Genomic DNA, 21658 nt, shown 5'->3' with positions numbered 1-21658 from the left:
TATCGGTCAAGTGCCATAAGACTTGTCGAATGCCCACTCCATCCCTGAGTCCTACGCCGCAGATCCGGACTCAACGACGAAACCCGTTCACCTCCCTTCTTGCTGCGCGCAGGGTGGACATATTGCTGCTCATGGTCGCCGTAGTATGGGGCAGCAGTTATCTTGCAGCCAAAACCCTGACCGAGACGGTTGGGGTTACCGTCCTCCTCTCCCTGCGTTTCCTGATCACCACGCTGGCACTGGCCCTGATGTGGTTGGTCTGGAAGCGCCGCAGGGCCGGGCGCCGCGAAACCATAGTCGGCGTCGTCCTGGGCTTCACGCAGGCGGCGGTACTCATCCTCGAGACCCAGGGGATCGCCGGCACCAGCGCCACGAACGCCGGGCTGATCATCAGTCTCGTCATTGTGTTCACCCCCTTCACCGAAAGCGTTGCGTTCCACGTACCGCTGCCGCGCATGGTGTTCATCGCGGGGGTAGTCGCGGTGGTGGGCGTGTGCCTTCTGGTTTCCGGCGACGGATTCGCCACGCCGACTCTTGGGGACCTGCTCGTCCTGGCCGCAGCGGCCGTACGATCCATCCACGTCACCGCCGTCTCCGCGCTCACGCGGGGCCGCGGTTACAGCGCGTTGACTTTGACCCTGACCCAGAGCGCTGTCTGCGCCGTCGCCTATACCCTCGCCGATTACCAGGGTGTACTCCAGGCCGTGCACAGCTTCGATGCTGGCGAATGGATCGGCGTGCTCTACCTTGGGCTGGCGTGCAGCGTGTTCGCTTTCCTCGTCCAGACCTGGGCCATTCAACAGACCTCAGCATCCCGGGCCAGCCTCCTCATGGGAACCGAGCCCATCTGGGCCGTCCTCATCGGAATCAGCATCGGCCGGGAAACGCTCATGCCCCTGGGCATCGTAGGTGCCGCGCTCATCATCACCGGCACCTATCTGGGACTACGGTCCGAAACACGCCACCGGGCAACGACGACGCCGGGGCGCCGCGACGCAGTCAGGAAGCCAAGCACTTCAACGGGCCGAGGGTAGCCAGCTCCCGCCGGCCCTGACCCCACCTGCCGGGCTGCTATCGGCATCGCGGCCAGGGGTATCGTCGCACCTCCACCGTAGGCGTTAATCTCACGTTTCCTACGGGATCCTCTCCCGCGAGTTTCACAAAGCGTCAACGCCGGCAGGCTGCCCTTGCCCGCGCCTTGATCGCCAGGATGACTTTGGTCTTGGCATCGGCATAGTCATTCATGTCGTCCCATTGCGTATCGAGCAGAGTTCTCTTGGTTCTTTCGCAGAGGACACGGTCCTCGACGAAAGCGACGCAAATGATTGCGAAGAAGTGGATACTCCCCGATTGCAGGATCGTCTCGTTCGTACAGATGAATGTGAACATCGCGTTCCGGCGTGCGTACTAGCCGGTGGCGGGGTTCTCGGACTCGCAGTTCGTACCGGGATTGGCTGCCAAGCCACTAGCCTGCGAATTGCGTCTAGGCCGATGACGGCATAACTTCCCCGTTCGGCTGCGCTAAGCGCATCAGCGAGGGTCGACTTTCCAGCGTCGTCCGGCCATAAGCGCCGGACTATGTGGATCATTTTGAGGGATCTCTGCTTCGGGTGGTGCCTGGTGTTCTACAGCAGCAGGTAGACGCCGCTGTGTGCGATGGCACAGGCATCGGTTCGACGCTCAACATGCTGTTTAAAGAGCGCCACCTCGGCGGAGCGATCCTGATCGGCGAGCCGGGAACCGGCTGCGATGAAAGCCGTGCCAAGGCGGGTCAGGGCACGGGAGGTGAAACCTGCTTGGATGCTGGTGGGGGCGGGCTGGTAGTACCCGCGGGCGGAAGAACTCATGTCGGCTCCTGTGTATCGATGAGTGGGAAGGCGTTGAAATGCAGCTGAACGGGGCGGGCCCCGGGTGTCTTTGGATCGCTTCGGTAGCTCTCGAGCTTCTCGCGCAGGACCGCTTCCATGTCCCGGGTAAACGCCTCCAACTGATCCGCGGTGAAGTGGGCGTTGAACGTGCTGATCACCGGGGCCTCAGCCCACTCCGGCGGCATTGCAGACAGGTCGTTCGCCATGAACGCAGCCAGCAATTCTGCGCGTCCGCGTTCGAAGGTCCGGCTGACCTGCCGGACCGCTTCCCGGACGGCGGGATCCTGTTTCGTGGGTGCATTGATGGTCAGGGCGCCGCGCGTGCGCTCCCACCACCGCTCGCGTCCCGAACCTCGATCCGTGATTTCACGGACAAGGCCGTGCCGGGCCAGCTGCCGGAGGTGGTAGCTCGTAGCACCGCTCGACTCCCCCACCCGCTTGCCAATGCTGCTGGCTGTTTGGGGCCCGTACTGAGAGAGAACCTGGAGCAGCTGCACACGGAGGGGGTGTGCGAGGGCCTTGAGGACGGGGCCTTCGAGAATGCGGTCGCCGTCCTGGGTTGGACTCGGCTCAGGAGATGAATCTGCGGTCATGGCCCCAGCATGCCACTGCAAAGATATATTTGCAAACTTTTCTTTGCATTGGTGTTCTGCACTTCCAAGCCCCATCTGGTGGCGTGTCATCTCGGGCCAGTTGATCGACGGCGACCACCACACCTGCACCCGCCCCCCGAGGCCTGGTGCTGGCGTCCGCTCTTGCGACCATCGGGGAATGAACTGGTCTAGCGGCTTACTTTCATCCCGTCTCACCAAGACTTGTCCTGTCTTATCAGGGTTGGTGAAGCAAACATCGGACTGGCCGCCGGGAACCGCTACATCAGTGCTGGCCATAAGCACCGGATCCCGCACCCCGTGCTTTTGGCGCTACGCGAGGCCGCCGTTCGTTATATCTCCACCCGAAGCATTGGATACGACCACATCGACGTGGACTACGCCGAGCCAAACCCACCATCCAGCGCAGCGATCTTCACGATTACCGATTGAGCAACGTACGCGGGAAAGAACTTCGGGACCTGACCGTCGGAGTAGTGGGAACAGGGCGAATCGGCACAGCCGTCATAGAAAGACTCCGTGGGTTTGGATGCAAAACACTGGCCTATGACAGGCGCCCGAAAACGTCCGCAACCTTTGCTCCCCTGGATGATCTGCTGCAGCAGAGCGACATAGTGACGCTGCACACGCCATTGAGCGCGGATACCCATGAACTAGCATGCGCCGGCTGAAGATAGCAGGCCAACGAGGGGGAATCTAGCTGCAAGATACACACCCCAAGATTGATGCCCGTAAGCCGGTCCCTCACCGTGCACTTATGCACTCCGGAAAAGCTTCATATGTGAGGCGCAGTCGTAAATGGCACGTTTTCGCAGTGCTTTGTGGCCTACTGCCCGCAACCGACGGGCTTACGCGCATGCGGTTGGTTTTATATGTGAAAGTGATGCCATGACTTTGAACGATGAGCTCGACCACATATTCCAGCGTCGAGACCGCGACAACATGCAGCCAACCATCGATGCTTTATTGCCGTACTACGCTGCCCATCCCGAGAACGCTCGAGTGCTCTACGAAATCGGCGGTGCGTACGACACGGCAGGACAGGAAGACATCGCCCTGGGTTTTTACGAGAAGGCTCTTGCTGCCGGGCTTGAAGGTGATCTGCTGCGCCGGTGCTATGTCCAGTACGGATCAACGCTGAGGAACGTGGGAGCATACGAGAGGTCGCTAGAAGTCTTCAAAGCAGCTCGTGCTTCATTTCCAGACTCCCCGGCACTGGGGGCATTCGAGGCCATCACCTTGCATGCGGCGGGCCGCCCAAATGGATCTATCGCGTTATTGCTTGAACTGCTGGCGAAGTTCGTTTGCTCTTCCGACATCGAGCGGTACAAGCCGTCAATCAACGGTAATGCCGCCTACATTCGTGCTCTCGAAGGCGAGCACTAGCGAGCTGTTGTGCTGGAGATCCCTGAGGCGACGCCTCATTTGCTTGAAAACGCCGGTAGTCGGGGCATGTGTGGGAGACGGTGGATCAACCAGCGGGAAGAACCCAAGGTCACTGACCTCGGACTCTTCTGCTGACAGGCTTCCCTCCCAGTTAGCGAGCACAAAACATATAGCGAAGGCTTGAACCTGATCGCCGTTGGGGTAGGTCAGAGGGTGAATTGAAGGATCAGACAGGCTCGCGAACGGTTCGAGGTCCTCTGCTTTGGCGACGATGCCCGTTTCCTCAAACAACTCAGCTACGGCCGCTGTCCTGAAGCTCTGGCCGGGTTCGCAACCGCGCCCCCGCTTTCCAAGGCCTTCATGCTCGCCGGTCGTTCCTCCACCATACGTAGAGAAGCCACACCGCCAGGCCCCAAAGGAGTACCGCCAAGATGATGGTGGACGGCGACGGCTCAAGACTGCATTCACCCGCCACGGCAACAAAGTCAGTACAGGTTCCCGACCGCGAAACCATCGCCACAACGCCTGCAATCGACGCCGCAATGGCAGCAAGTAACGACATGAAACGACGTTTCCCCCGCTTGATCACAATTTCCTCCCGACGAGGCCCTCAGCTCTGACCTTGCTGTCCGCACACTACGTTGTGCCCGCTGGGGAGAAACCTACCTCGGATCAGGCTTTACGCAGCCGACCTTGCAGGTTTCCTCAATCACTCGAAACTAGTCGTTTCCAGATAACGACAGAGGATCCTTCAGCGTCCGCTTCCGTTGATGTTGGTTCGTCGGCTGGTGATTCTAAAGCGGGTGATGCGCTGGATCATGACGGGATACAAGTGAAGGATCATCCCGAGAAGCAGAATCAGTGCAGCACCTCACGGGTGTGATGTAGCCGCGGCCATGATGGCCAGTACTGCGGTAGCGGAGAAGCCGCGAAGGTGACCGGTTTCGGACTGCTCGGTCGCTCTAAGGAAGCGGGCTGTCCCTGATGCTCCTTGCTCTGTTCGACGCATCTGTTTGATGGTCCTGTTCCAGCCGTCGAGGTCGAGTAAGCGTCGGGGTGCCTCCGCTCCCAGCAGGGTGTAAATCCGTGGCTCAAATAGTCTGACCCGGTAGCGGTAGCGGGCAACGTCCACCAGTGCTGGACCTGTCAGCCAGGTTGTCCACTAGGCGCTGCCATCACATCACCCGGATACCGCGCGCGGCGCGATTAGCGGCTGCGGTCGAACGGAAGAGGACAACCGTCTGCGCGATGAGTGCCGGGGCGGTGATGAGAGAGCAGCCGGTGCGTGCTGCTGCTCTCGTTCGTCGATCCCCCGTTGCCATGCCCCCGATTCTAGCCAGCCCCTTTCTCCGGGCTGTCCCTTAGTGCGATCCTGAAGCAGGACGTTTCAGCCACGTCTTTGGTCAATGAAGAGCGTCAACATGGCTGTCCCGCTCAACATGCCGGCGAATAGACAGGCAAGCGGAAGGGCCCCAAAAGAGTATTGGTTGAGGAGCTGCAGGTTCCCTCAGGGCAGGCCATCCAGCACCCGTCCCCGTCTAGCTGAGGAGAATCCGCATGTACCGCAATTTCCGTATCACCGCACCTGTGCTCACCGCCTTCGCGGGCCTGGCCCTCATCACCGGATGCACCGCCAGCCCGGCGCCGGCACCCCCGGAAACCGGAACCCCATCAACAGCCAGTGCCGGAACACCGGAGAGCATGGCGGCCTCCCCGACAGACTCAAGCGCATCAGCGGCACCAGGTGGTTCCGGCGCGGCGATCACCCTCAACCGCGGTGACGAACACAGAATTACGGAAGCGAACACCAGCATCACCATTACGTGCGCGGGCGGTGGGGATATCAACGTCCAGGCCAATGGCACCAGCGTGAAGACGAGCGGTCAGTGTGAAGACATCGATATCCGCGGCAATGACAACTCAGTCAGCGGTGAGGACGCGGAAAGCCTCGACATTGACGGCAACAACAACGAGGCCAACCTCATGAATGTGCCCGAAATTGATGTCGACGGAGCCGAGAACACGGTCGGTGCCGAGGAGACCCGTGACATCGACGTCGAAGGGGAGAACAACAGTGTCACCTATGCCTCGGGGGATCCCCTAGTCGAAACCACGGGTGCAAACTCCGTTTCGGCCCGATGAACCCGGGTGTGACGTTTACCTTGGGACTGAACCGGGCTGTTCCATTCAAGGCTCCGTGAGGATGTCGGCAACGGCCTTTGCCGCTCCTGCATGTTACTGTCAAGCTGATCAAATGACTGTTCAGCTCATTCCACTCAGCGCCCAACAATTCCCTGCCTGGATGGAACGAAGCCGCAATGAATACGCATCCGACCTCATTACGACAGGCGAATCCCCGCAAGAGGCACATCGGCGCGCTTATGAGAGCCTCGATGCCGCGTTTCCTGAGAACATTCCAACCATAGATAATGCCGTGTTCGATGTTCTTGACGGTACTGGCACAACCATTGGCTACCTCTGGGTTGGCACCGACAGTTCTGAAGATAATCGCTCTTGGTGGGTGTGGGACATAGTCGTTGATGAGGAGCATCGCGGCAAAGGGCTAGGCCGGAAGGCAATGAATCTAGCGGAAGACTACGCGCGTTCCCAAGGCGCCCACACTCTTGGACTCAGCGTTTTCGGATTCAACCACGGCGCCCGAGGACTCTACGAATCGATGGGTTACGAAATAGTGACCACGAAAATGAAGAAGCACCTCTAGACCTTGAATCTGTGACCCACCGAAGGATCCTCCTGCGCGGCACTCCTGAGCCACTCCCCTGTCCAGAGAATCTCGACCATGTGAGTCACAACGATAAATGGCTCGATTGTGGCAGCGACATATGGCACTGTGACCATGGAGCACAGACGATGGCACTTTTAGCCAGAGGTGCGTGGAGCGGTTTGCGGAGGTGGGATCCTTTGCAAAGCGAAGCAATGGTATGACGAGACGTCTCGGAGTCCCAATGGAAGGAACTTTAGAACATGCACAAGGTTGAGACCCTGAGATTTCGGGGGCCTCTCAAGGCCTTGATCATTGGCGCGGGGATCGTCATCGGAAGTGCGATCTTCGTCATGGGTCTCTCAGAGGGGGAGGTTCTGGTGACATCTATAACCGGAATTTTAGTCATCGGACTGAGCTGTGCCATCGTTGCTCTTCCCAAACTCGAGACCTCAACTGACAAACAGCAGCTGGTCTTGAATCTGTATCCCTTGAAGCGCTACGTTTTCAATCTTTCTGAGCTGGAAAGCATTCAGCCGATTACCATCAACGCGGCATCCTATGGTGGCATAGGTCTTCGATTCGCACCTGGAACAATCGGTCTGATCATGAAATCCGGTAAAGGGATCGAGTTGGTGCATCAAGGTAAGAGATACGTGTTTTCCTCCGACGATCCGGAGAAGGTACTGCAGGAACTCTCTGTTCCATAGGGTGTCATCCGCCGACGATGGTAGGGGAAGCAACTCCCAGCATCAGCCCCCGAGGGCCCTTGACGTTCACTAGGCTCTGGGAGCGTCCGTCCCGCGGTCGGCAGCATAAACACTCAGGGCGGTGCATGTGTCTCCTATCCGAGAGCTCTGTGCTGCTATCTGCTGGTGGGGAAGGCGGGGAAGCCAGGCGCCAGGGTTGGGCAGTATGCCGTCCACCGGCCAGCGCTCCGTGGCGATCGCGAAGGCTTCCGCGGCCGTGTCCTCGGCAGTGTCCAGATTCCCGAACCGCCTGGCGGTTGTCGCCACGACCCCATGCCCACTCGTCTCGGTGGGCGCGGGTCAAGGCGTCCTGCGCGTCGATCAGGGATCCGACAGGAGGGGCCGCACTTCGAGCCGACGGTTGCAGGCTTTCGAGCCCTCGCACATCAGCTTGAGGGCGACGTCCAGGTCAGGCGCGTCGATGATCCAGAATCCGGCGGCCCACTCCGTGGCTTCGACGAACGGTCCGTCGGTGAAGACCGGCTCGTCGCCGCGCCCGTCGATCACGGTCGAGACCGTCGGGTCGGCGAGGCCGGCGGCGAACACCCAGTGGCCGCCGGTGACCAGCTTCTCGTTGAAGGCGTCGATCGCGACAGCCTCTTGGACGGTGCCCGATTCGCTGCGGTAGTCGATGACATTGACCAGGTATTGCATGGCTTGGTCCTCTCAGGCGTAGTTGGGGCGGCCGGTGAGCCGGTAGGTGTGAGCGAGGACACCGGTCGGGAACGCCCGCGTCTCGACCAGTTCGAGACCGAAGTCTTTGCCTTGCTGCGGGAACAGCCGAAGGCCGTCTCCCACGATGACCGGGCACACGATGAGGTTGATCTCGTCGACGAGTTCGTTCTCGAGCAGCCAGCGCGCCAGCACGCCGCTGCCCACGACCACCAGCTCGCCTCCCGGCTGTGCCTTCAGTTCCCTGATGCCCGCGGCGATATCCCCCGAGATCACCGTCGTGTTCTTCCACGCTGGGTCGGTCAGGGTGTTGGACACGACGTACTTCGGCCGAGGATTCATCGCGCCCGAAAACGGGTTCGAGTCGTCGGCCTGACCACCCCAGTAGCTCGCGAACAGTCCGTACGTCTTGCGGCCGAGCAGGAACGCGTCCGCGCGCTGCCACGTCGAAGCGATGTACGCGGCCGACTCCTTGTCGCCGGTCGGGATGGCCCAGCCGCCGCGCGCAAAACCGGGGTCGAGCTCGTCATTGTTGCCGCCATTTGCCTGCATGACGCCGTCGACGCTGACCTGGATCGAGATCGTGAGATTCATGGTCTTGCTCCCTTGTTCCGAGTCACCTCTGGGGGCGGCTTCACTACTTCAACGAACGCGATCACCCGATTCGACAATTGTTCCTCAAGACCGTCACAGTGTTTACACCTGCAGCGTTAGCCAGGGGAGTCGAGAACCCGATGCAAGAGCTCAGCATCGGATGGGATGGGCGACGACACCCGAGCTATCTCTATGTTCAGGTCTCGCAAGACGTTCGGCTACCTCGACGAAGAGATATCAACGAGATGCTGGCGAGCGAGGGTCAGTCGATCGCTGCGGTTTCACCGGGGTCAGAGTGCCCGCGCCCGCCGGTCCCAATCGGCCCTCTTGGCCTCTTCCTCTTCCTCTTCCTCTTCCTCTTCCTCTTCCTCTTCCTCTTGCCAGAAATGGCCGTCATGATGACGAACGTACAAAAGGAAACCAAGGAACGCTGCACCCAGGATCAAACCCCGCGAGAGACAGGTAATTCCCCAGCTCCCAAACAGTTCCCACGACCAGATTCCCGACTATCATCACCAACTGCAGTTTCGCGTCAGCCGCGACGAGTGGAGTACGAGCAGGTTGGAGCGCTGAAGGATGGGTCAGCGTGCGCCTAGCTATATGTTTGGTGAGACCAGGAGGGCCAAGAATCGGCGTCCGTGTCTAAATCGATCCCTTGCAGGCGGATAAGGCAAACTTCGCCCAGAGATCGTGTGCTTGCCCAGAGGCTGTGCGATCGGCCTCTGGCGCGGGTGGGTATCCAAGTGAGCACCTCGTGAAGGTCTGCTCCTGACAGTTCCCACTCTTCCTTGTTCCCGCCGTCGTCCGCCCAGAAGTACACCCTGTAGGTCGGATCATCGACCTGCGTGGTCTGATCCCGTGGATCAATGAGTTCTGCTCGCATCTACCGACCGTACTCCGAGACGCAGCACCTTGGCGTAGCGAAAGCCCATCGGCTACCGCACAGAATTTCTCAGTCGGTGATGGCTCGTGCCATTCGTTCTGCGGAGCTCCGTTCCGCGAGGACGAACTGATAGCTGCGGCCACTGTTCTCCGAGAAGGTAACGACCGCAGAGCCGCCCATGTTCATCCGCACGAGGGAACCCCGTTTGTGTGAGGTTACAGGCCAGTTCACCAAGCCAGTATTCATCCCGCTGTCCGTATCAACAGAAACATCGTGCAAGTCACCTCGTCGCACTGTGTGCTTCCAAAGTGGTCCAGAGAGCTTGACCTGCTCCTCATCGACTACCGCTGCGATCCGGGCCAGGAAGCACCACCACAAACCCACACCAAGGAAAAAGACCGCTCCGAGGTAGAGCTCCCAAGATGACTCGAGTCCGCCTGTCACCGCGAGAAGTACAGCTATCAAAAGCAGAAAGACACCGCCACCCCATCGAAGCCAATCAGGTGCACGTTCTACGAAGACTGGTCTATCTGTCATTTCCTGAGAGGACAATGCGTTGCTCCCTCCGTACCTCATTTGGCAGGACCCCGCCCTGCTAGCGAGATCTGCGGCCCGACTATCAAAGTTACTCGCTTCTCACCAGCTGCAATCATTTCCTCGATGCCGGCCTCGCCTCTGTTGTGATCGGTGTGTGAAAGCGTATTCGACATGCGCCCGTAAGCCGGTCGGTGAACGAGTTTTTTCGGGACTACCTGCGACATGTTTACAAGCGAAGGGTTGGCCACAGTCGCTGCTGGAATCCGGAGTGGTGGCGTGTGGACGAGGCTGTCGTGCGGTTGGAATCGCTCTGGCGCGCCTGGGAGTTTCTTCGCCAGGATGCGTCCACCGGAACCAGTATCTGGTTCCGGGATCATGCCGATCACCATATGAACGCGTTGATGGACGCCGACGGTCCGTTCGGAGACTCTCTCGCCGAAACTGGTTGGGGCGACCCTCTGCCTCACACCGAACCGCCCGAAGGACTGTTCCCGGATATTCGTGAATGAAGAAGAGCCGCATCCGGTTGGATGCGGCTCTTCTTCATTCCGGGGACTCCGCCGCTCAGCGAGGGCCGGGCGTGCTTCCTTGGGCGCGGCCCAGCAGGTGGGCTACTCGACGGTTCCCGTCCTGGAATCCAACCGAAGTAGGGCTTCCGGTAGCGGCTGGGCAGTTCGGCGGCGGCCTCGGGCAGGTCCTCCGGTCCGCGTGACTGACCGGACTTCCAGAAGTCGAACACTGCCTCGGTGATGGCTTCGTGGCAAACGGCCTGTGAGCGGAACCAGTGGGTTTCGGTGGCGCCTTCGTTGTAAAGGCCATAGCCGAAGAGCGGACCCTCCGCATCGGTCTGCTTGGCGGCGGTGACGATGATGTGGGGCAATGCTCCGGCCTCCCAGCCTTCGCTACCCCAGTTGGCGAGGGCAGACCACGGGGTGCCCGTGAGGGTTTCCATCCAGTCGTTTCCGTCGCCGGTGCGGTCATCGGCGGGCAGTTGAGGGGCCTGTACAGCCTCACCGGTGTCCTTTGTGATGATGGGAGGCGCTCTCCGAGATCGGGGGGAGGGCCGGGGACGGTGCGGTGTCCCCGGGAGTTCAGAGCGTCGTGGGTCATGGCTGCTCCTGTTGGTGGGTGAGGGGGCGCTTCGCCCCGGGCACGGGGTGGTGGGAGGCGATGGAGAGACGGTTGTAGCCCTGCGCCTGTCGCTCTGGCTCGGGGAACTAACGCTGTATCAAGGTGCCGGGGTGAGCGCAGGCCCGGTATGCCGCGTGCGGTACCAGATCACCCCGGTGATTACCGCCAACAGGACCACGGGGATAAGGAAAGCCATGGAACCCACCCCGGAAGAGCGATCTGTCGTCGCATTGAGGTCGGCGTGAAGCGCAAGTGCCAACATCAGGCCAAGAGAATTATTGGCCGCGTGCAGCACGACTGACGTCTCAAGACCACCCGTACGCCACGTGATCAGCGCGAAGGTGATGCCCACGGCCAAGAACTGAAGATTGAGCCAAAGGTCGGTGGACAGGTGGATCGTCGCGAACAGCACCGAAGAGACGACCACCCCCAAGGCCAGGGCTGAGCGAGGGCTTCTCCCCCAGCTAGCAGCCACGCGAAAGATCAGCCCCCTGAACCCATACTCTTCGCCCGCGGTCTGCAGCGGCACGATCAAGACCGTGACCACGAACATGAAGAGGAGGTCGCCTACGGCCCAGTCGGTCATTACGGAAGGCTGAAGAATAGCCAGGACGGTCATATAAACGGCCCAGACGGGCACAAGAACGAGTACTGCCCGACCCAGCACTGCCGCTCGGAACACTCCGGTAACGGAATGCATCGTGCGCCCCTTGACACCGTAGAGCCAGCGCTGGATGAGCATGCTCCACGGAATGAGTAGCGCGCTCGAGGCGAAGGTACCAGCCAGCGTAACGGTCGTGAATTCCGTGCCGCCAGTGACAATGCTGTCTCGGCCAAGCAAGAGATCAATCTGTCCACTGATCTGCGCGGCGACGGCACCAAATCCCAGCAATCCTCCAAAAAGAAGCACGATGGCAAGAATGCCACGCGGTATTCCGCGTCCTTTGGTTTTCCGGTCGAGCACCCGGTGGTACGGGGTGCCAGCCGGGATGTCTCCCCCGGCGCGGCTGGTGTCGTGATCGGTATCGCGGAGTGTGGATACCTGGTTGATGACATTCTCATTAGGACCCATGGCTGGCCTCTACTTTCGTCTTGTGTGTGGCGAGATGGCCCGGTTCAGCGGTGGCGGAGCCGTCGCCGGGCGAACCTAGGAAGGTGCGCAGGGCGTCATTGACGTCGTCGGCATGCGTCCAGAGCAACCCGTGGGGGGCGCCCTCCACCTCGACGTAGTGAGCAGCGGGCAGTGACCGGGAGAACCGGCGGGCCGTGTTGTCGATGGGTAGGATACGGTCGGCAGTGCCGTGCAGGATCAACACCGGCTTCCCGCTCCGGCGCACTGCTTCGACATCACGCCGAAAATCCTCGATCCACGAAGAGACGACGGCGTAGGCCGCCACCGGGGCGCTGGAGATTGCGGTGTTCCAGCTGCCGCTCACCGCTTCCTGGCTGACCCGGGTACCGAGGTTCTCGTTGAGGTTGTAGAAGTCCGAGAAGAACTGCGTGTACCAGGCGTACCGGTCGCTCCTAGCCGCAGCTTCAATTCCATCGAACACCGCCCGCGGCACGCCCTCGGGGTTGTCTTCACGCGCAACAAGGAAGGGCTCCAGCGAGGCGAGGAATGCAAGCTTGGCCACCCGCTCGTGGCCATACGTGGCGACATAGCGAGCGAGCTCGCCGGTCCCCATCGAGAAGCCCACCAGGACGACGTCCTGCAGATCCAGGGCCTCCAGCAGGATGCTCAGGTCGGCGGCAAAGGTGTCGTAGTCATAGCCGACACTGACCTTCGATGACTGGCCGAAGCCGCGCCGGTCGTAGGTGATGACCCGGTACCCGCTGGCCAGGAGCTCCCGTGTCTGATGCTCCCAGCTGTGTCCGTTCAATGGATACCCGTGAATCAGGACGACAGGCTGCCCCGCACCCTGGTCCTCGTAATACAACTCGATTGGCGTGCTGTTCTCTGATCCGACGCTGATAAACGCCATGGTCTTCCCTGTCGGTAGTGTGCCCAATGACATGAACGCCCCAGCCTGTGGAGCTCCGCCCCTGGGCCGCGGCTGTGCCGCAATCGGATGCCCGTTCACGGCGACGTTGCCAGACTCCCACCGGCGTCGGCGCTCTCGCGTCGGTGGCGAGCACCTAGAATCGGCCACCAGGCATTACCTAGAACGGCGACAGCAACCAAGAAGGAGCAGAGCTATGCCGCGTTGCTCCCAGGCCCCGTCCGCCGCGCCGTCGGACCCCGCGGCTAGGCTGGAGGAATGGCAACAGTAATCCTCGTGCGGCACGGCCGCACCACAGCGAACGCCTCCGGGCTGCTGGCCGGCCGGAAGCCCGCACACCCCGGTCGATGAGGACCTGACCGAGTGCGACTACGGCTCCTGGCAGGGCCGCACGCTCGGGGAGCTCGCGAAGGAGAAGCTGTGGGCCACGGTGCAGTCGGACGGAAGCCTGTCTACCCGCAGGGCAAGGGTCGGAACATTTCCGAAGGGAATAAGCGACGAAGGAGCGCCGTAGGTAGATTTCCGGTACGCAGGCCCCGACGGAGGAGGGGCTAGCCGGGCTGGAGCGGGCACGTATGATCCGAAGGACAGCAGCAAAAAGCGTCGTAGACAGATCGGCCCGGGTGTCCGGAGCTCTGCGACGGCGCCCCGGGGCAAAGAGCCGGCCGCGCAGACGACGTGCCGGATGGGGCGTCCTCCGTTGCCAGCCAAGCCCTCACCAATTCCGAGGTATCCCCGTCTGAGCTCGAGGAATGGAAAGCCACCATCCTGGAGTCCCAGTCAAGTAACAAAGAAATTCCTACCCACCGGTTAGAAAGCTACGCCTATGTCGAAGCAGTCAGGGCGGACGTGCGGTCTGAGCTGGACGCTGCCGGCTATCCGGATGCTCCGACCCGCCTTATCGAGGTCTACTCCGACTCGGACTGTAGCTGACCGGGGTTATTAGCTTCAGGTAGGCCTCATCAACACACGTAGCGCGATCCCTCACCGCTGCAACGTCGAGCCGGGAGAACCTGATCCAAGACTCTGGGAACAACATTCAGACTGCGACGTGGAACTACGACGCCGGCGCCTGACTGAGGTGTCCGATTCAGCTGATTCAGTCGATCTTCTGGTATGACAAAACTTCCGGAGTCATACCGATGGCATCGAATACTCCCTGCAATGCCCGGGTCGCCTGCCCCATCTCAAACGAGAACCGCCCTCCCTCTGCCAGCTCTGCCGCTATGGCATCATTGGCCGCCTCGCCAGATCCAGGCACATACAATAAAGTCCCGCAGTCAGACGTGCTGATCGTTACGTCTGGCGTGGACCAGGAACGACGACCCATGGGATTATTGTCGTCCCCTTTGGCATCGGTTACATTGCATTCGATTCTATCCCGGTGGTTGTCGTCGTACGCACCGAGGGTCAACGGAACGACCGACATCAATAAGATGATTACCCCGAATATGGACACTGTTCCCCAGAAAACCAAATTACTCAAAAATGATCGTTGTCGTTTCTTTGGCCGATCCGCTGACGCCATACTCTCGGCTGGAATGCTCATTCAATTCTCCTGTTGTTCACTCAATCACCTTGGCGTCCATCGCGGACTCACAACGCTCGCCAATAACGAGGTTGGCTAGCTTCATCTCCGAATGTCACAGTACAAACCTAATGGCCCCGAGCCGACGTTCAACCGCGGTCCCTGGCTGTCTGGGTTGACGCCCAGCTTGGCACTCCATGTCCGTTAGCCGGTCGGTTTACGAGCCAAATGCCGTCAGTCGGGGGTGTAGGGGCTGATGTCCAACTGGTCAGCTCCGTGATCGTGCAATGCCTCGACGACACGCCGTGTGGCGATGAAAGCGTAGTTCTGACCCGTCTGGTCGTAGAGGTTCTGAATGTCAGAGCCTGGGGACGGATCGGTCGCGAAGCCGATGTATCCCTCGACAGGCGAGCCGGCGTGGTCTCGAACCTCGACGTCGAAGGTTCGGTAACCGGTGACCTCAGCGGCGCAAAGCGCCTCGATGAAACGAGTGGAGGCTATCTTCAACGTGATCCCACCGGTCCACAGCATGTCACCGTATGTCTTGCCTCCGTTGTAGGGAGCAAGCCATACCGGGAATGGAAGTTCTTCAGGACGCCAGTCCTCGATGAACGGGTAGACACTCGTGACCCCGTCGGGCATGTACCAGGGCGCCCCGGTGATCTTCGGCTTACCTTGTCCGTAGACGTCGAGCCACACATAGTTGCGTTTGGATCTGGCCTGTATGCGAACCCACTCAGACAAGTGCTCCCCTTTCAGCAACGGCACATCCGAAGCCTAACTTCGACCAGTTCCCAAAACCACGGGCAACCCTGTCCAGCGGTGGTTCCTCGGACGCTCTGGCGTCCGTTCTGGGATCCGTCATCGATCGCGTCGGCGCCCGGTCGTACATGTGGCGCCCCTAAGAGTGGAGCTGATGATCCAAACTGCCGGCTGCGGCGCGGCCGCGTCGGTACTCAAGAACGGAGCAGATGACGAACGCAGATGCGGCCAGGACCATGAAGAGGACCGACGCCGGCCGCCACCAATCCGGCAGCTGTTCAGCAAGTAGCATCGCACCCACCCCGAAAACGATCGAGACTCCAAACAGATAGCGGCTCCATGCAGTCATACGCACAGCCTAACCGCGGCATTCTCGTACGTGTCACAAGCGATCCGCAAATGGGAATCGGCGTGCACTCACCGGCATCACCTCGCCAGGGCGACTATCCCTCTGGTTCGAAGAGGAAAAGCAGCGCATCTGCATCAGCTGAGCAGCGCACTGCATATGTGCCCTCACCCTCCACCGACGACGACCCAAAGGCGAACATGGTTTGTGGCGTTCCCGGCGCGCCCAAATGTTCAGGCTCCGGAAGGTTCAATTCCTCCGATGGGGAATCCATCACAGCCTGATCAAAGGAGCAGTCGCTGGGCGAAACAGTGCCGACATCATCGCGTCGAACCATTGCCCACAGCCTGCCAGGGGACTCAGCCTCGATTGTTGTCGTCCCCTGCGAATCCCCAACAACTTGCACCATATTATCGAATCGCTGAGTGACTTCTGCGACCGATGGGTCTTCCTGCGCGCAAGCGCTTAATCCAAGAACAGCCAGGGCGAGGGCTGCGAGGGCCAGAATCCTATGGTGGGGAGGTTTTCGGGCACGAAGGGGCTCCGTCTGTGCGACTCCGTTAGCAATCATAAAGCGAGTTTATCTCGACACGGCGCAGTCGATTTCTGGCCATGCAAACGAGCAATAGTTCTGTTATTGGCTACGAGGCCGTCCCTCATCGTGCGATCTGCCAGCAATGAGAAAAGCCACCGTTTGTCGCTGCGATCCACATGTATGGAGATTTTCGAATTGAGGACCGGACCAGAAGCGTCGCGGTAGTGGGTGCGTCCGCAGCACCGACCCAAGCCACACCGCAGGCCGGCACAGAGACTGAAGCCGTCGCGCCGCTTTCGGACGACGTTTTGTCGGTAAACGTCACCTGCCATGAAGATAAGCATTACCAATGGAATGTGAATTACAATGCCGGAGCCCCTGAGACCACATATGCGGTCTACGCTGACTACCGGTATGAAACAGGCGGCGGATTCGACGGGGGCGGCGGCTCCTTCTCAGACCCCTTGCCAGCACCACTGCTGCCCACTATGCGGGAGTCCTGACTACGGGAATTTATGGCATCGGTTCCAGCGGTACTTCGACCGGGCACGCTGGCCCCAATGGGACCCGCGTGTACGTGACCGTCACCGTCAACGGCTACACCCAGGAAGGTTGGGACGATTGCTAGGATTAGGCATGGATAATCTTCCTGAAGGCATTCAAGTATCCTCCAACCATCGCCCAGGCGAGCCTCTGCGCCCATGGGAGGACACCCAGCTCGCCGGCGCCGACCTGACCCTGGCAATCAAAACTGCGCAAGCCGAAGACGCCGTTGTTCGCCTCATTAACGGCGAGGACCTCTCCAAGGATGACATCATCTCCTTCGGACGGCTCAACGCGGTCTGCGTCATGAGATGGTACGAGCCGGTGGTGAACCTGCTCGGCCCGCGCAGCCCTGAGCTGCACCCGAATCATATTGCTCTGATCCGCAAGCACAGCAAGCTCTTCCGCCAGCGGTAGCGATACCAGATTCTCCAGGGGCCCGTTCCGGCAGTTGTCCGGGCTGGGCCCCTTCTCTGTGCAGGAGAACTGCTTCTCGGAGCCAACCCCCCCAATAATCCCCCGCGCTCTTTGGGGGATTCCCCCCTGTAATCCGCGGTTGGAGTGGGCTTGGCGGCCCGTTGGACGGGCGTCTCAGAAAACGCGGCTTACGGGCACTTGGGTCGCCTTGTGAGTGTGGCTGGTTTCTCAAAGATCCCAGCAGCCGAACCTAGCCGTCGTTAAGAGGAATCCCGAGATAGTCTGCGGAACGTACGTGTCCTCTCACGTCTAGGTTCCAGACGGGCCGTATAAACCTTTCCGAACTTAGGCGCAGGTACTGAACCTCTGTTAATTCCGAAGGTTTCCACGATTCCCTGAAAATCCCGTTGGGCTGGTAACCCAAAGATTTTGACACACCCAGAGAAGACGAGTTCCAGACTGCTGCCTCGGAAACAGCGGTGTCCGCCTTCAACCAATCGAACGCGTAGAGGATGACTGCCGTTCGCATTTCCTTGCCCAGGCCTTGGCCCTGAGCATCTTGGCGGAGCCAGGAGCCCGTTGACACGGTCTTGAGAGTGCCAAACCCTTCGGCACTCAAGTCCTGACACCCGACAAAGTCGTTGCCTCTCCAGACTCCGAAGTGGAGTGCCCACTTCTCAGGTGTCGATTCTGCGCGTGCACGCCAAATTCGTCGTGCAGTGTTTGCGGGAAGATCTTCAGGGCGTGCCTCGGTCCACGGATGGGAAAAAGGCATCTGCCCTGGGGGATGTATGCCGGTCTCCGCGGCTTCCACGGCAGCGGGCAAGTCCGCGTCTTGAAGCGGTCGCAGAACCAAACGTGGAGTGGAGAGGATCAATCCAAAGGGTGGCCACAAGGTGGCTAGGCTGGTCACCCCTAATCCTAACTAGACGTTGTGACTTTGAACCGGATCGAAATCCGTAACCTCCTATGTGCACGGCCCGCTAAGGGATCCCTCACCGCTACCCCTTTGGGTATACAACTCGGGAATTCGACTTCTTATACGCGACACGATCCCCGCCCAAACCTCATTTCACGGATCGTCCGCAACGAGGTGTGATCAGTTCACAACAACGGACCACACTGGTGCAGTCGGACGGCTGAGGCATCATTGATTGAACTTGCTGTTACACCTCGGCGTCCTGAAGCTGAAGGCGGGCGATTCGATGCCGAAAAAGATCATCGCTGCCTGTGCGCATAAATGACTCTGGTTGATCTTGTCCGTTCCCGCTCAATGTCCAACCGAAGCTCTCGAGAAGTGCCTGCTCTAACGACCACGCCTCCTTAATCTTGGTTTCCCATGCGGAAGGTGCAACGGGCTCGGTGCAGACAGGAAGGCTCTCGTACAATTTGATGCGCTGAGCCCATGTCGGTGCAACAAAGTCATCCCAGTTCTGGCGGCCGTACTTTGGAAGCTCTTCGGCGTTGAATGGATTCGGACTATTTCGTAGCGCACCAATCGAGTACGCCAAGGTCGTCACCAGGAGGTCCGCACCTCCTATGATTTGGGCGGTCAAAGCGTCGACGGACTGATCCTTCAAGACTGACTCCGCCAACGTGGCATTCGTGTCGTAAAGAACGTCGTCCCAATAATCAAGGCCAGCCGCAGAAGCGGGGGCAAACCCGAGCTCCGTCAGCTTCCGCTCGATGCGGTATTCCTCCATCCCCTTCACAGCGAGCCCAATGACTTCCCACTGCCATTGCGTGCTTGCAAGGTAGTGGTAGTTCCTGCCGTTCTCTTCCCTGCTATTCATCACCACGTGCCCAGATTCATGCGCTACTAAGCGCTCAAGCCCGCCATGACCCTGTGCGTCTAACACGGATGCGTTGATGATCACGTGATCGCCAACGGTCTTCGCAGCGACTGCTCCACTTCCTCGGTCTGATGAGTATTTCTTCAGCCCAGTGCGAGTGCGAACAGCTTGGTCGAAGTCGGTAGTCGCAACTATCGTGCCTTCTGGATCTCCCATAGCGATTAATCCCGCTTCAATGTCTTTGCGCTGCTGGGGGGTCAGAGTCAGTCCGTCAGCCTGGATAATCATGGATCAATTGTATTCTCGGCGGAGGAGTCCTAGGCCTCTCGTTTCGACTCGAGCATGCTCCGGGGCGTAGCGCCATAACGGACACACTCGGACCATCGTCTGCACTGCCAGCACCACTTAGCAGAAGCTGCTCGTCGCCACGGCCATTCTGGTGAGGATACCGCTGCGATTGCGGGCAAGGCCAAAGCGGTTAGGGTAGTTGGCTAGATGCGCTGGACCAGGCCGGCATTGAATAGTTGTACGAGATTGACGGCTAAGGATACGGCCACCTGCGCCTCATCAAATGAAACATCACCAGGTGCGGAGGGTTGACCACCGTGTCGGTCATGCTGCCCATTCCATAGAAGTCGCATCATGCCGAGGATGACGTCACCCGACTTCGTTTCGTCATTCTCTCGAGCCATTGGTAGCGACCAGGTCCTTTGGTCACGCATTTGGCCAATCAACGTGCCAAGAGTTGCCCTTGAATTTGAAGGAGATACAAGAGGAATAGCAGCATCTTCCACGGACTTGATCGCAAGGGCGTAGGCCTTGCTTGCATCGGGGCTTACTCCATACAGCGCTTCCCACGCCTTTGCTAGCCGGACTCCGGCTTGGCCTGCTCGTATGAATAAGGCGTCAGCATTGTCCTTCACTCCAAGGGGAACGCGCCGAACGAGTCCCGAGCGCTCCCCGCGGGTGCCTACTTCGTAAAGAGACCTGCTCCGTTGCAACAGAGCATCCAGCTGACTCGCGTCTGCGTGCCCGTTGAACGCCAGGAGATAGTCAGCTATCTGCAGGGGCGCAGAATGCTTACGCAAGACTTGCATGGCTAAGAACAACTGGGTGGCGCCAGCATCGGAGCTCATGGAGGGCCGGCGGAGGTTTGGGGTCACGATCCCCAATGTCTGACACATCTCTTCGACAAGTTGTTCATCTAGTACCTGGAACCGACCGCTACCATCTCGGTAGGAGCCGTATACCGTTACGCTCTCCTGGACCCATAACCAGAACGGTGTTGTCATCCAAGCGGGTAAGCCGTCATGCAGCGCATCGTACTCAGCAACCTGCTCCTCAGTGTCCACGCCGAGAGGAAGCCATCGATTGTCAACGGATTCAGTCATAAGTTGATCTTAAACACTGTTTGGAGTTGACCCCTGCATTTAAGGGCACACTCGCCTCGAAATATGTGCCAATGAGACACCTTGGACTCGAACGATGCGTTCGCGCCAATGGAACACAACCAATAATGCTTGATTGAAGAAAAAGCTGTCCCGTAGCACGTCCGTAAGCCGGTCGTCCTATGGGACGGGAGCCGTACGCCTACTTTTCCGAAGCTTGGCCCTCGCATCGTCGGCCAGAATTAGCACTTTGAAGGTACCTAGCCCACGCCGGCACTACCTAGGAACAGCTCGGGCGTAGGCGGACCACCGCCCATCCCCCACGGGCGGGCTATGCAGACGACTTTGGACATTCCGTGCAGTCGACTTCGGAAACTAACAGTTTTGGCAGCGCTTCAAATTCCCGGAATTCGCGTATACCCGGTGCACAAAACCGCCCGGTGACGGTGACCCAAACGCTACAGTGAAGGCCATGAGCGCCTATATGGTCGGCTACGCCCGCGTCTCCACGAATCAGCAGGATCTCACTGCCCAGCGCAATCAGCTCAACACCTTGGGCGTACCCGAGGAGCGGATCTACACCGACCATGGGCTGACCGGCACGAACCGGGACCGGCCCGGCCTGAACCAGGCACTGGCCGCCGTCCGGGACGGAGATACCCTGGTGATCACCAAGCTCGACCGGCTAGCGCGTTCCCTGCCCGATGCCCGGGACATTATCGAAGAACTCACCAAGAAGAACGTGAAACTGAGTATCGGAGGATCCATCCATGACCCCTCCGACCCAGTGGGTCGGCTGTTATTCAACGTCCTGGCCATGGTCGCGGAATTCGAATCCGACCTCATCCGCGCCCGCACCAGGGAAGGCATGCAGGTTGCCAAGGCCAAAGGCAGACTCCGCGGCAAGCAACCAAAACTCTCCAAGAATCAGGAAGCCCATGTGGTCTCCCTCTATCGGGGAGGGCAACACACCACCGCTGAGATTGCTGAACTATTCGGCGTGGCCAGAAGCACGGTCTACAGGATTGTGCAACGAACCCCAACTCTCAACTAGACGCTGGTGCTCCTCCCCCGCCGGATCGTTCAGGTACTGCTGCCCCACCTCCAGATACTGCCCAACGTGGGCGCGTTCACCACGCGCCCGGCAGCGGACTAGGACGGGAACGGCAAAGGGGCCGGCCGGAGCAGATGCT

General features: G+C 59.7%; 24 protein-coding genes and 2 pseudogenes. 10 read left to right on the top strand and 16 right to left on the bottom strand.

The annotated features are described in order from the left end of the window. Positions 1-29: 29 nt before the first annotated feature. On the top strand, positions 30-1034 hold the full coding sequence (locus KKR91_RS07840; RefSeq protein ID WP_273544692.1) for a DMT family transporter: 1005 nt from the start codon (positions 30-32) through the stop codon (positions 1032-1034). A gap of 133 nt (positions 1035-1167) precedes the next feature. Here the strand turns inward: KKR91_RS07840 and KKR91_RS07835 are convergent, their stop codons facing one another. The 3 genes from KKR91_RS07835 to KKR91_RS07825 all read right to left on the bottom strand — a co-directional run bounded on the left by KKR91_RS07835 (position 1168) and on the right by KKR91_RS07825 (position 2461). Continuing rightward, positions 1168-1389, bottom strand: coding sequence for a GrpB family protein (locus KKR91_RS07835; protein WP_210228419.1), 222 nt, complete (start codon positions 1387-1389; stop codon positions 1168-1170). Between the two features lie 236 nt (positions 1390-1625). Next, positions 1626-1847, bottom strand: coding sequence for a hypothetical protein (locus tag KKR91_RS07830; RefSeq protein WP_210228417.1), 222 nt, complete (start codon positions 1845-1847; stop codon positions 1626-1628). Continuing rightward, a complete protein-coding gene (locus KKR91_RS07825; RefSeq protein ID WP_210228416.1) occupies positions 1844-2461 on the bottom strand; it encodes an ArsR/SmtB family transcription factor in 618 nt (205 codons plus the stop codon). The genes KKR91_RS07830 and KKR91_RS07825 overlap by 4 nt, the downstream gene beginning before the upstream one ends. Before the next feature lie 240 nt (positions 2462-2701). On the opposite strand from KKR91_RS07825, the pseudogene KKR91_RS07820 reads away from it, so the two are divergent. Together KKR91_RS07820 and KKR91_RS07815 are read left to right on the top strand one after the other, a co-directional pair. Next, a pseudogene (locus KKR91_RS07820) lies at positions 2702-3135 on the top strand (NAD(P)-dependent oxidoreductase); the annotation flags it as partial. A gap of 232 nt (positions 3136-3367) precedes the next feature. Next, on the top strand, positions 3368-3865 hold the full coding sequence (locus KKR91_RS07815; RefSeq protein WP_210228414.1) for a tetratricopeptide repeat protein: 498 nt from the start codon (positions 3368-3370) through the stop codon (positions 3863-3865). On the opposite strand, the gene KKR91_RS17190 is transcribed toward KKR91_RS07815, so the two are convergent. Continuing rightward, positions 3815-4333: an NUDIX domain-containing protein gene (locus KKR91_RS17190; RefSeq protein ID WP_420481428.1), complete on the bottom strand. Its 519-nt coding sequence runs from the start codon at positions 4331-4333 to the stop codon at positions 3815-3817. The two genes, KKR91_RS07815 and KKR91_RS17190, sit on opposite strands and share 51 nt — an antisense overlap. A 403-nt stretch (positions 4334-4736) precedes the next feature. Beyond that, complete coding sequence (locus KKR91_RS17240) at positions 4737-4997, bottom strand: glycosyl-4,4'-diaponeurosporenoate acyltransferase CrtO family protein (protein WP_475558891.1); 261 nt, start codon at positions 4995-4997, stop codon at positions 4737-4739. Positions 4998-5422: 425 nt separating this feature from the next. On the opposite strand from KKR91_RS17240, the gene KKR91_RS07805 reads away from it, so the two are divergent. The 3 genes from KKR91_RS07805 to KKR91_RS07795 all read left to right on the top strand — a co-directional run bounded on the left by KKR91_RS07805 (position 5423) and on the right by KKR91_RS07795 (position 7297). Continuing rightward, on the top strand, positions 5423-6007 hold the full coding sequence (locus KKR91_RS07805; protein ID WP_210228410.1) for a DUF3060 domain-containing protein: 585 nt from the start codon (positions 5423-5425) through the stop codon (positions 6005-6007). Between the two features lie 112 nt (positions 6008-6119). Then, positions 6120-6587: a GNAT family N-acetyltransferase gene (locus KKR91_RS07800; protein WP_210228408.1), complete on the top strand. Its 468-nt coding sequence runs from the start codon at positions 6120-6122 to the stop codon at positions 6585-6587. 263 nt (positions 6588-6850) lie between these two features. Continuing rightward, positions 6851-7297 carry a hypothetical protein gene (locus tag KKR91_RS07795; protein ID WP_210228406.1) on the top strand — a complete coding sequence of 149 codons (447 nt, stop codon included), beginning with the start codon at positions 6851-6853 and terminating at the stop codon, positions 7295-7297. A gap of 360 nt (positions 7298-7657) precedes the next feature. Here KKR91_RS07795 and KKR91_RS07790 read toward each other — a convergent pair whose 3' ends face one another. Together KKR91_RS07790 and KKR91_RS07785 are read right to left on the bottom strand one after the other, a co-directional pair. Beyond that, positions 7658-7990 carry a YciI family protein gene (locus KKR91_RS07790; RefSeq protein ID WP_210228404.1) on the bottom strand — a complete coding sequence of 111 codons (333 nt, stop codon included), beginning with the start codon at positions 7988-7990 and terminating at the stop codon, positions 7658-7660. 12 nt (positions 7991-8002) lie between these two features. Further along, positions 8003-8602 (bottom strand): dihydrofolate reductase family protein, encoded by a 600-nt coding sequence (locus tag KKR91_RS07785; protein WP_121659323.1) that lies wholly within the window; start codon positions 8600-8602, stop codon positions 8003-8005. A gap of 1611 nt (positions 8603-10213) precedes the next feature. On the opposite strand from KKR91_RS07785, the gene KKR91_RS07780 reads away from it, so the two are divergent. Then, a complete protein-coding gene (locus KKR91_RS07780) occupies positions 10214-10531 on the top strand; it encodes a DUF4913 domain-containing protein (RefSeq protein WP_237687539.1) in 318 nt (105 codons plus the stop codon). On the opposite strand, the gene KKR91_RS07775 is transcribed toward KKR91_RS07780, so the two are convergent. The 3 genes from KKR91_RS07775 to KKR91_RS07765 form a co-directional block, all read right to left on the bottom strand. After that, positions 10486-10974, bottom strand: coding sequence for a hypothetical protein (locus KKR91_RS07775; protein ID WP_210228402.1), 489 nt, complete (start codon positions 10972-10974; stop codon positions 10486-10488). The two genes, KKR91_RS07780 and KKR91_RS07775, sit on opposite strands and share 46 nt — an antisense overlap. 276 nt (positions 10975-11250) lie before the next feature. After that, the gene (locus tag KKR91_RS07770) at positions 11251-12225 is read right to left on the bottom strand and encodes a CPBP family intramembrane glutamic endopeptidase (protein ID WP_210228400.1); all 975 of its coding nucleotides are present in this window, start codon (positions 12223-12225) and stop codon (positions 11251-11253) included. Beyond that, complete coding sequence (locus KKR91_RS07765; protein ID WP_104054431.1) at positions 12215-13135, bottom strand: alpha/beta fold hydrolase; 921 nt, start codon at positions 13133-13135, stop codon at positions 12215-12217. The genes KKR91_RS07770 and KKR91_RS07765 overlap by 11 nt, the downstream gene beginning before the upstream one ends. 276 nt (positions 13136-13411) lie before the next feature. Between KKR91_RS07765 and KKR91_RS07760 the strand changes: the two are divergent. Beyond that, positions 13412-13601, top strand: a pseudogene (locus tag KKR91_RS07760) (histidine phosphatase); the annotation flags it as partial. Positions 13602-14252: 651 nt separating this feature from the next. On the opposite strand, the gene KKR91_RS07755 reads toward KKR91_RS07760, so the two are convergent. The 3 genes from KKR91_RS07755 to KKR91_RS07745 all read right to left on the bottom strand — a co-directional run bounded on the left by KKR91_RS07755 (position 14253) and on the right by KKR91_RS07745 (position 15792). Further along, entirely contained in the window at positions 14253-14702 is a 450-nt protein-coding gene (locus KKR91_RS07755) for a hypothetical protein (RefSeq protein WP_210228398.1), read from the bottom strand. A gap of 213 nt (positions 14703-14915) precedes the next feature. Then, the gene (locus tag KKR91_RS07750; protein WP_210228396.1) at positions 14916-15449 is read right to left on the bottom strand and encodes a hypothetical protein; all 534 of its coding nucleotides are present in this window, start codon (positions 15447-15449) and stop codon (positions 14916-14918) included. Between the two features lie 133 nt (positions 15450-15582). Then, on the bottom strand, positions 15583-15792 hold the full coding sequence (locus KKR91_RS07745) for a hypothetical protein (RefSeq protein WP_210228394.1): 210 nt from the start codon (positions 15790-15792) through the stop codon (positions 15583-15585). A 1168-nt stretch (positions 15793-16960) separates the two neighbouring features. Between KKR91_RS07745 and KKR91_RS07740 the strand changes: the two genes are divergently transcribed. Next, on the top strand, positions 16961-17284 hold the full coding sequence (locus KKR91_RS07740) for a hypothetical protein (RefSeq protein ID WP_104053963.1): 324 nt from the start codon (positions 16961-16963) through the stop codon (positions 17282-17284). A gap of 250 nt (positions 17285-17534) precedes the next feature. On the opposite strand, the gene KKR91_RS07735 is transcribed toward KKR91_RS07740, so the two are convergent. From KKR91_RS07735 to KKR91_RS07725, 3 genes are all read right to left on the bottom strand, one after another. Beyond that, entirely contained in the window at positions 17535-18197 is a 663-nt protein-coding gene (locus KKR91_RS07735; protein ID WP_210228392.1) for a GNAT family N-acetyltransferase, read from the bottom strand. Positions 18198-18450: 253 nt separating this feature from the next. Beyond that, positions 18451-19365 carry an eCIS core domain-containing protein gene (locus KKR91_RS07730; RefSeq protein WP_210228390.1) on the bottom strand — a complete coding sequence of 305 codons (915 nt, stop codon included), beginning with the start codon at positions 19363-19365 and terminating at the stop codon, positions 18451-18453. A 203-nt stretch (positions 19366-19568) separates the two neighbouring features. Beyond that, positions 19569-20468, bottom strand: coding sequence for a hypothetical protein (locus KKR91_RS07725; protein WP_210228388.1), 900 nt, complete (start codon positions 20466-20468; stop codon positions 19569-19571). Between the two features lie 469 nt (positions 20469-20937). Between KKR91_RS07725 and KKR91_RS07720 the strand changes: the two genes are divergently transcribed. Further along, entirely contained in the window at positions 20938-21519 is a 582-nt protein-coding gene (locus tag KKR91_RS07720; RefSeq protein WP_210228386.1) for a recombinase family protein, read from the top strand. Positions 21520-21658 lie beyond the last annotated feature (139 nt).

This window comes from Arthrobacter jiangjiafuii, assembly GCF_018622995.1.
GTDB lineage: Bacteria > Actinomycetota > Actinomycetes > Actinomycetales > Micrococcaceae > Arthrobacter_B > Arthrobacter_B jiangjiafuii.
The sequence above is the reverse complement of the archived record's forward strand: the minus strand, read 5'-3'. Positions and strand labels throughout refer to the sequence as shown.

Bases quoted from the DNA above. Each gene is read 5' to 3' on its own strand.
- KKR91_RS07840 (WP_273544692.1), top strand. From the start codon at position 30: ATGCCCACTCCATCCCTGAGTCCTACGCCGCAGATCCGGACTCAACGA.
- KKR91_RS07835 (WP_210228419.1), bottom strand. From the start codon at position 1,389: ATGTTCACATTCATCTGTACGAACGAGACGATCCTGCAATCGGGGAGT.
- KKR91_RS07830 (WP_210228417.1), bottom strand. From the start codon at position 1,847: ATGAGTTCTTCCGCCCGCGGGTACTACCAGCCCGCCCCCACCAGCATC.
- KKR91_RS07825 (WP_210228416.1), bottom strand. From the start codon at position 2,461: ATGACCGCAGATTCATCTCCTGAGCCGAGTCCAACCCAGGACGGCGAC.
- KKR91_RS07815 (WP_210228414.1), top strand. From the start codon at position 3,368: ATGACTTTGAACGATGAGCTCGACCACATATTCCAGCGTCGAGACCGC.
- KKR91_RS07805 (WP_210228410.1), top strand. From the start codon at position 5,423: ATGTACCGCAATTTCCGTATCACCGCACCTGTGCTCACCGCCTTCGCG.
- KKR91_RS07800 (WP_210228408.1), top strand. From the start codon at position 6,120: ATGACTGTTCAGCTCATTCCACTCAGCGCCCAACAATTCCCTGCCTGG.
- KKR91_RS07795 (WP_210228406.1), top strand. From the start codon at position 6,851: ATGCACAAGGTTGAGACCCTGAGATTTCGGGGGCCTCTCAAGGCCTTG.
- KKR91_RS07790 (WP_210228404.1), bottom strand. From the start codon at position 7,990: ATGCAATACCTGGTCAATGTCATCGACTACCGCAGCGAATCGGGCACC.
- KKR91_RS07785 (WP_121659323.1), bottom strand. From the start codon at position 8,602: ATGAATCTCACGATCTCGATCCAGGTCAGCGTCGACGGCGTCATGCAG.
- KKR91_RS07775 (WP_210228402.1), bottom strand. From the start codon at position 10,974: ATGGAAACCCTCACGGGCACCCCGTGGTCTGCCCTCGCCAACTGGGGT.
- KKR91_RS07770 (WP_210228400.1), bottom strand. From the start codon at position 12,225: ATGGGTCCTAATGAGAATGTCATCAACCAGGTATCCACACTCCGCGAT.
- KKR91_RS07765 (WP_104054431.1), bottom strand. From the start codon at position 13,135: ATGGCGTTTATCAGCGTCGGATCAGAGAACAGCACGCCAATCGAGTTG.
- KKR91_RS07755 (WP_210228398.1), bottom strand. From the start codon at position 14,702: ATGAGCATTCCAGCCGAGAGTATGGCGTCAGCGGATCGGCCAAAGAAA.
- KKR91_RS07745 (WP_210228394.1), bottom strand. From the start codon at position 15,792: ATGACTGCATGGAGCCGCTATCTGTTTGGAGTCTCGATCGTTTTCGGG.
- KKR91_RS07740 (WP_104053963.1), top strand. From the start codon at position 16,961: ATGGATAATCTTCCTGAAGGCATTCAAGTATCCTCCAACCATCGCCCA.
- KKR91_RS07730 (WP_210228390.1), bottom strand. From the start codon at position 19,365: ATGATTATCCAGGCTGACGGACTGACTCTGACCCCCCAGCAGCGCAAA.
- KKR91_RS07725 (WP_210228388.1), bottom strand. From the start codon at position 20,468: ATGACTGAATCCGTTGACAATCGATGGCTTCCTCTCGGCGTGGACACT.
- KKR91_RS07720 (WP_210228386.1), top strand. From the start codon at position 20,938: ATGAGCGCCTATATGGTCGGCTACGCCCGCGTCTCCACGAATCAGCAG.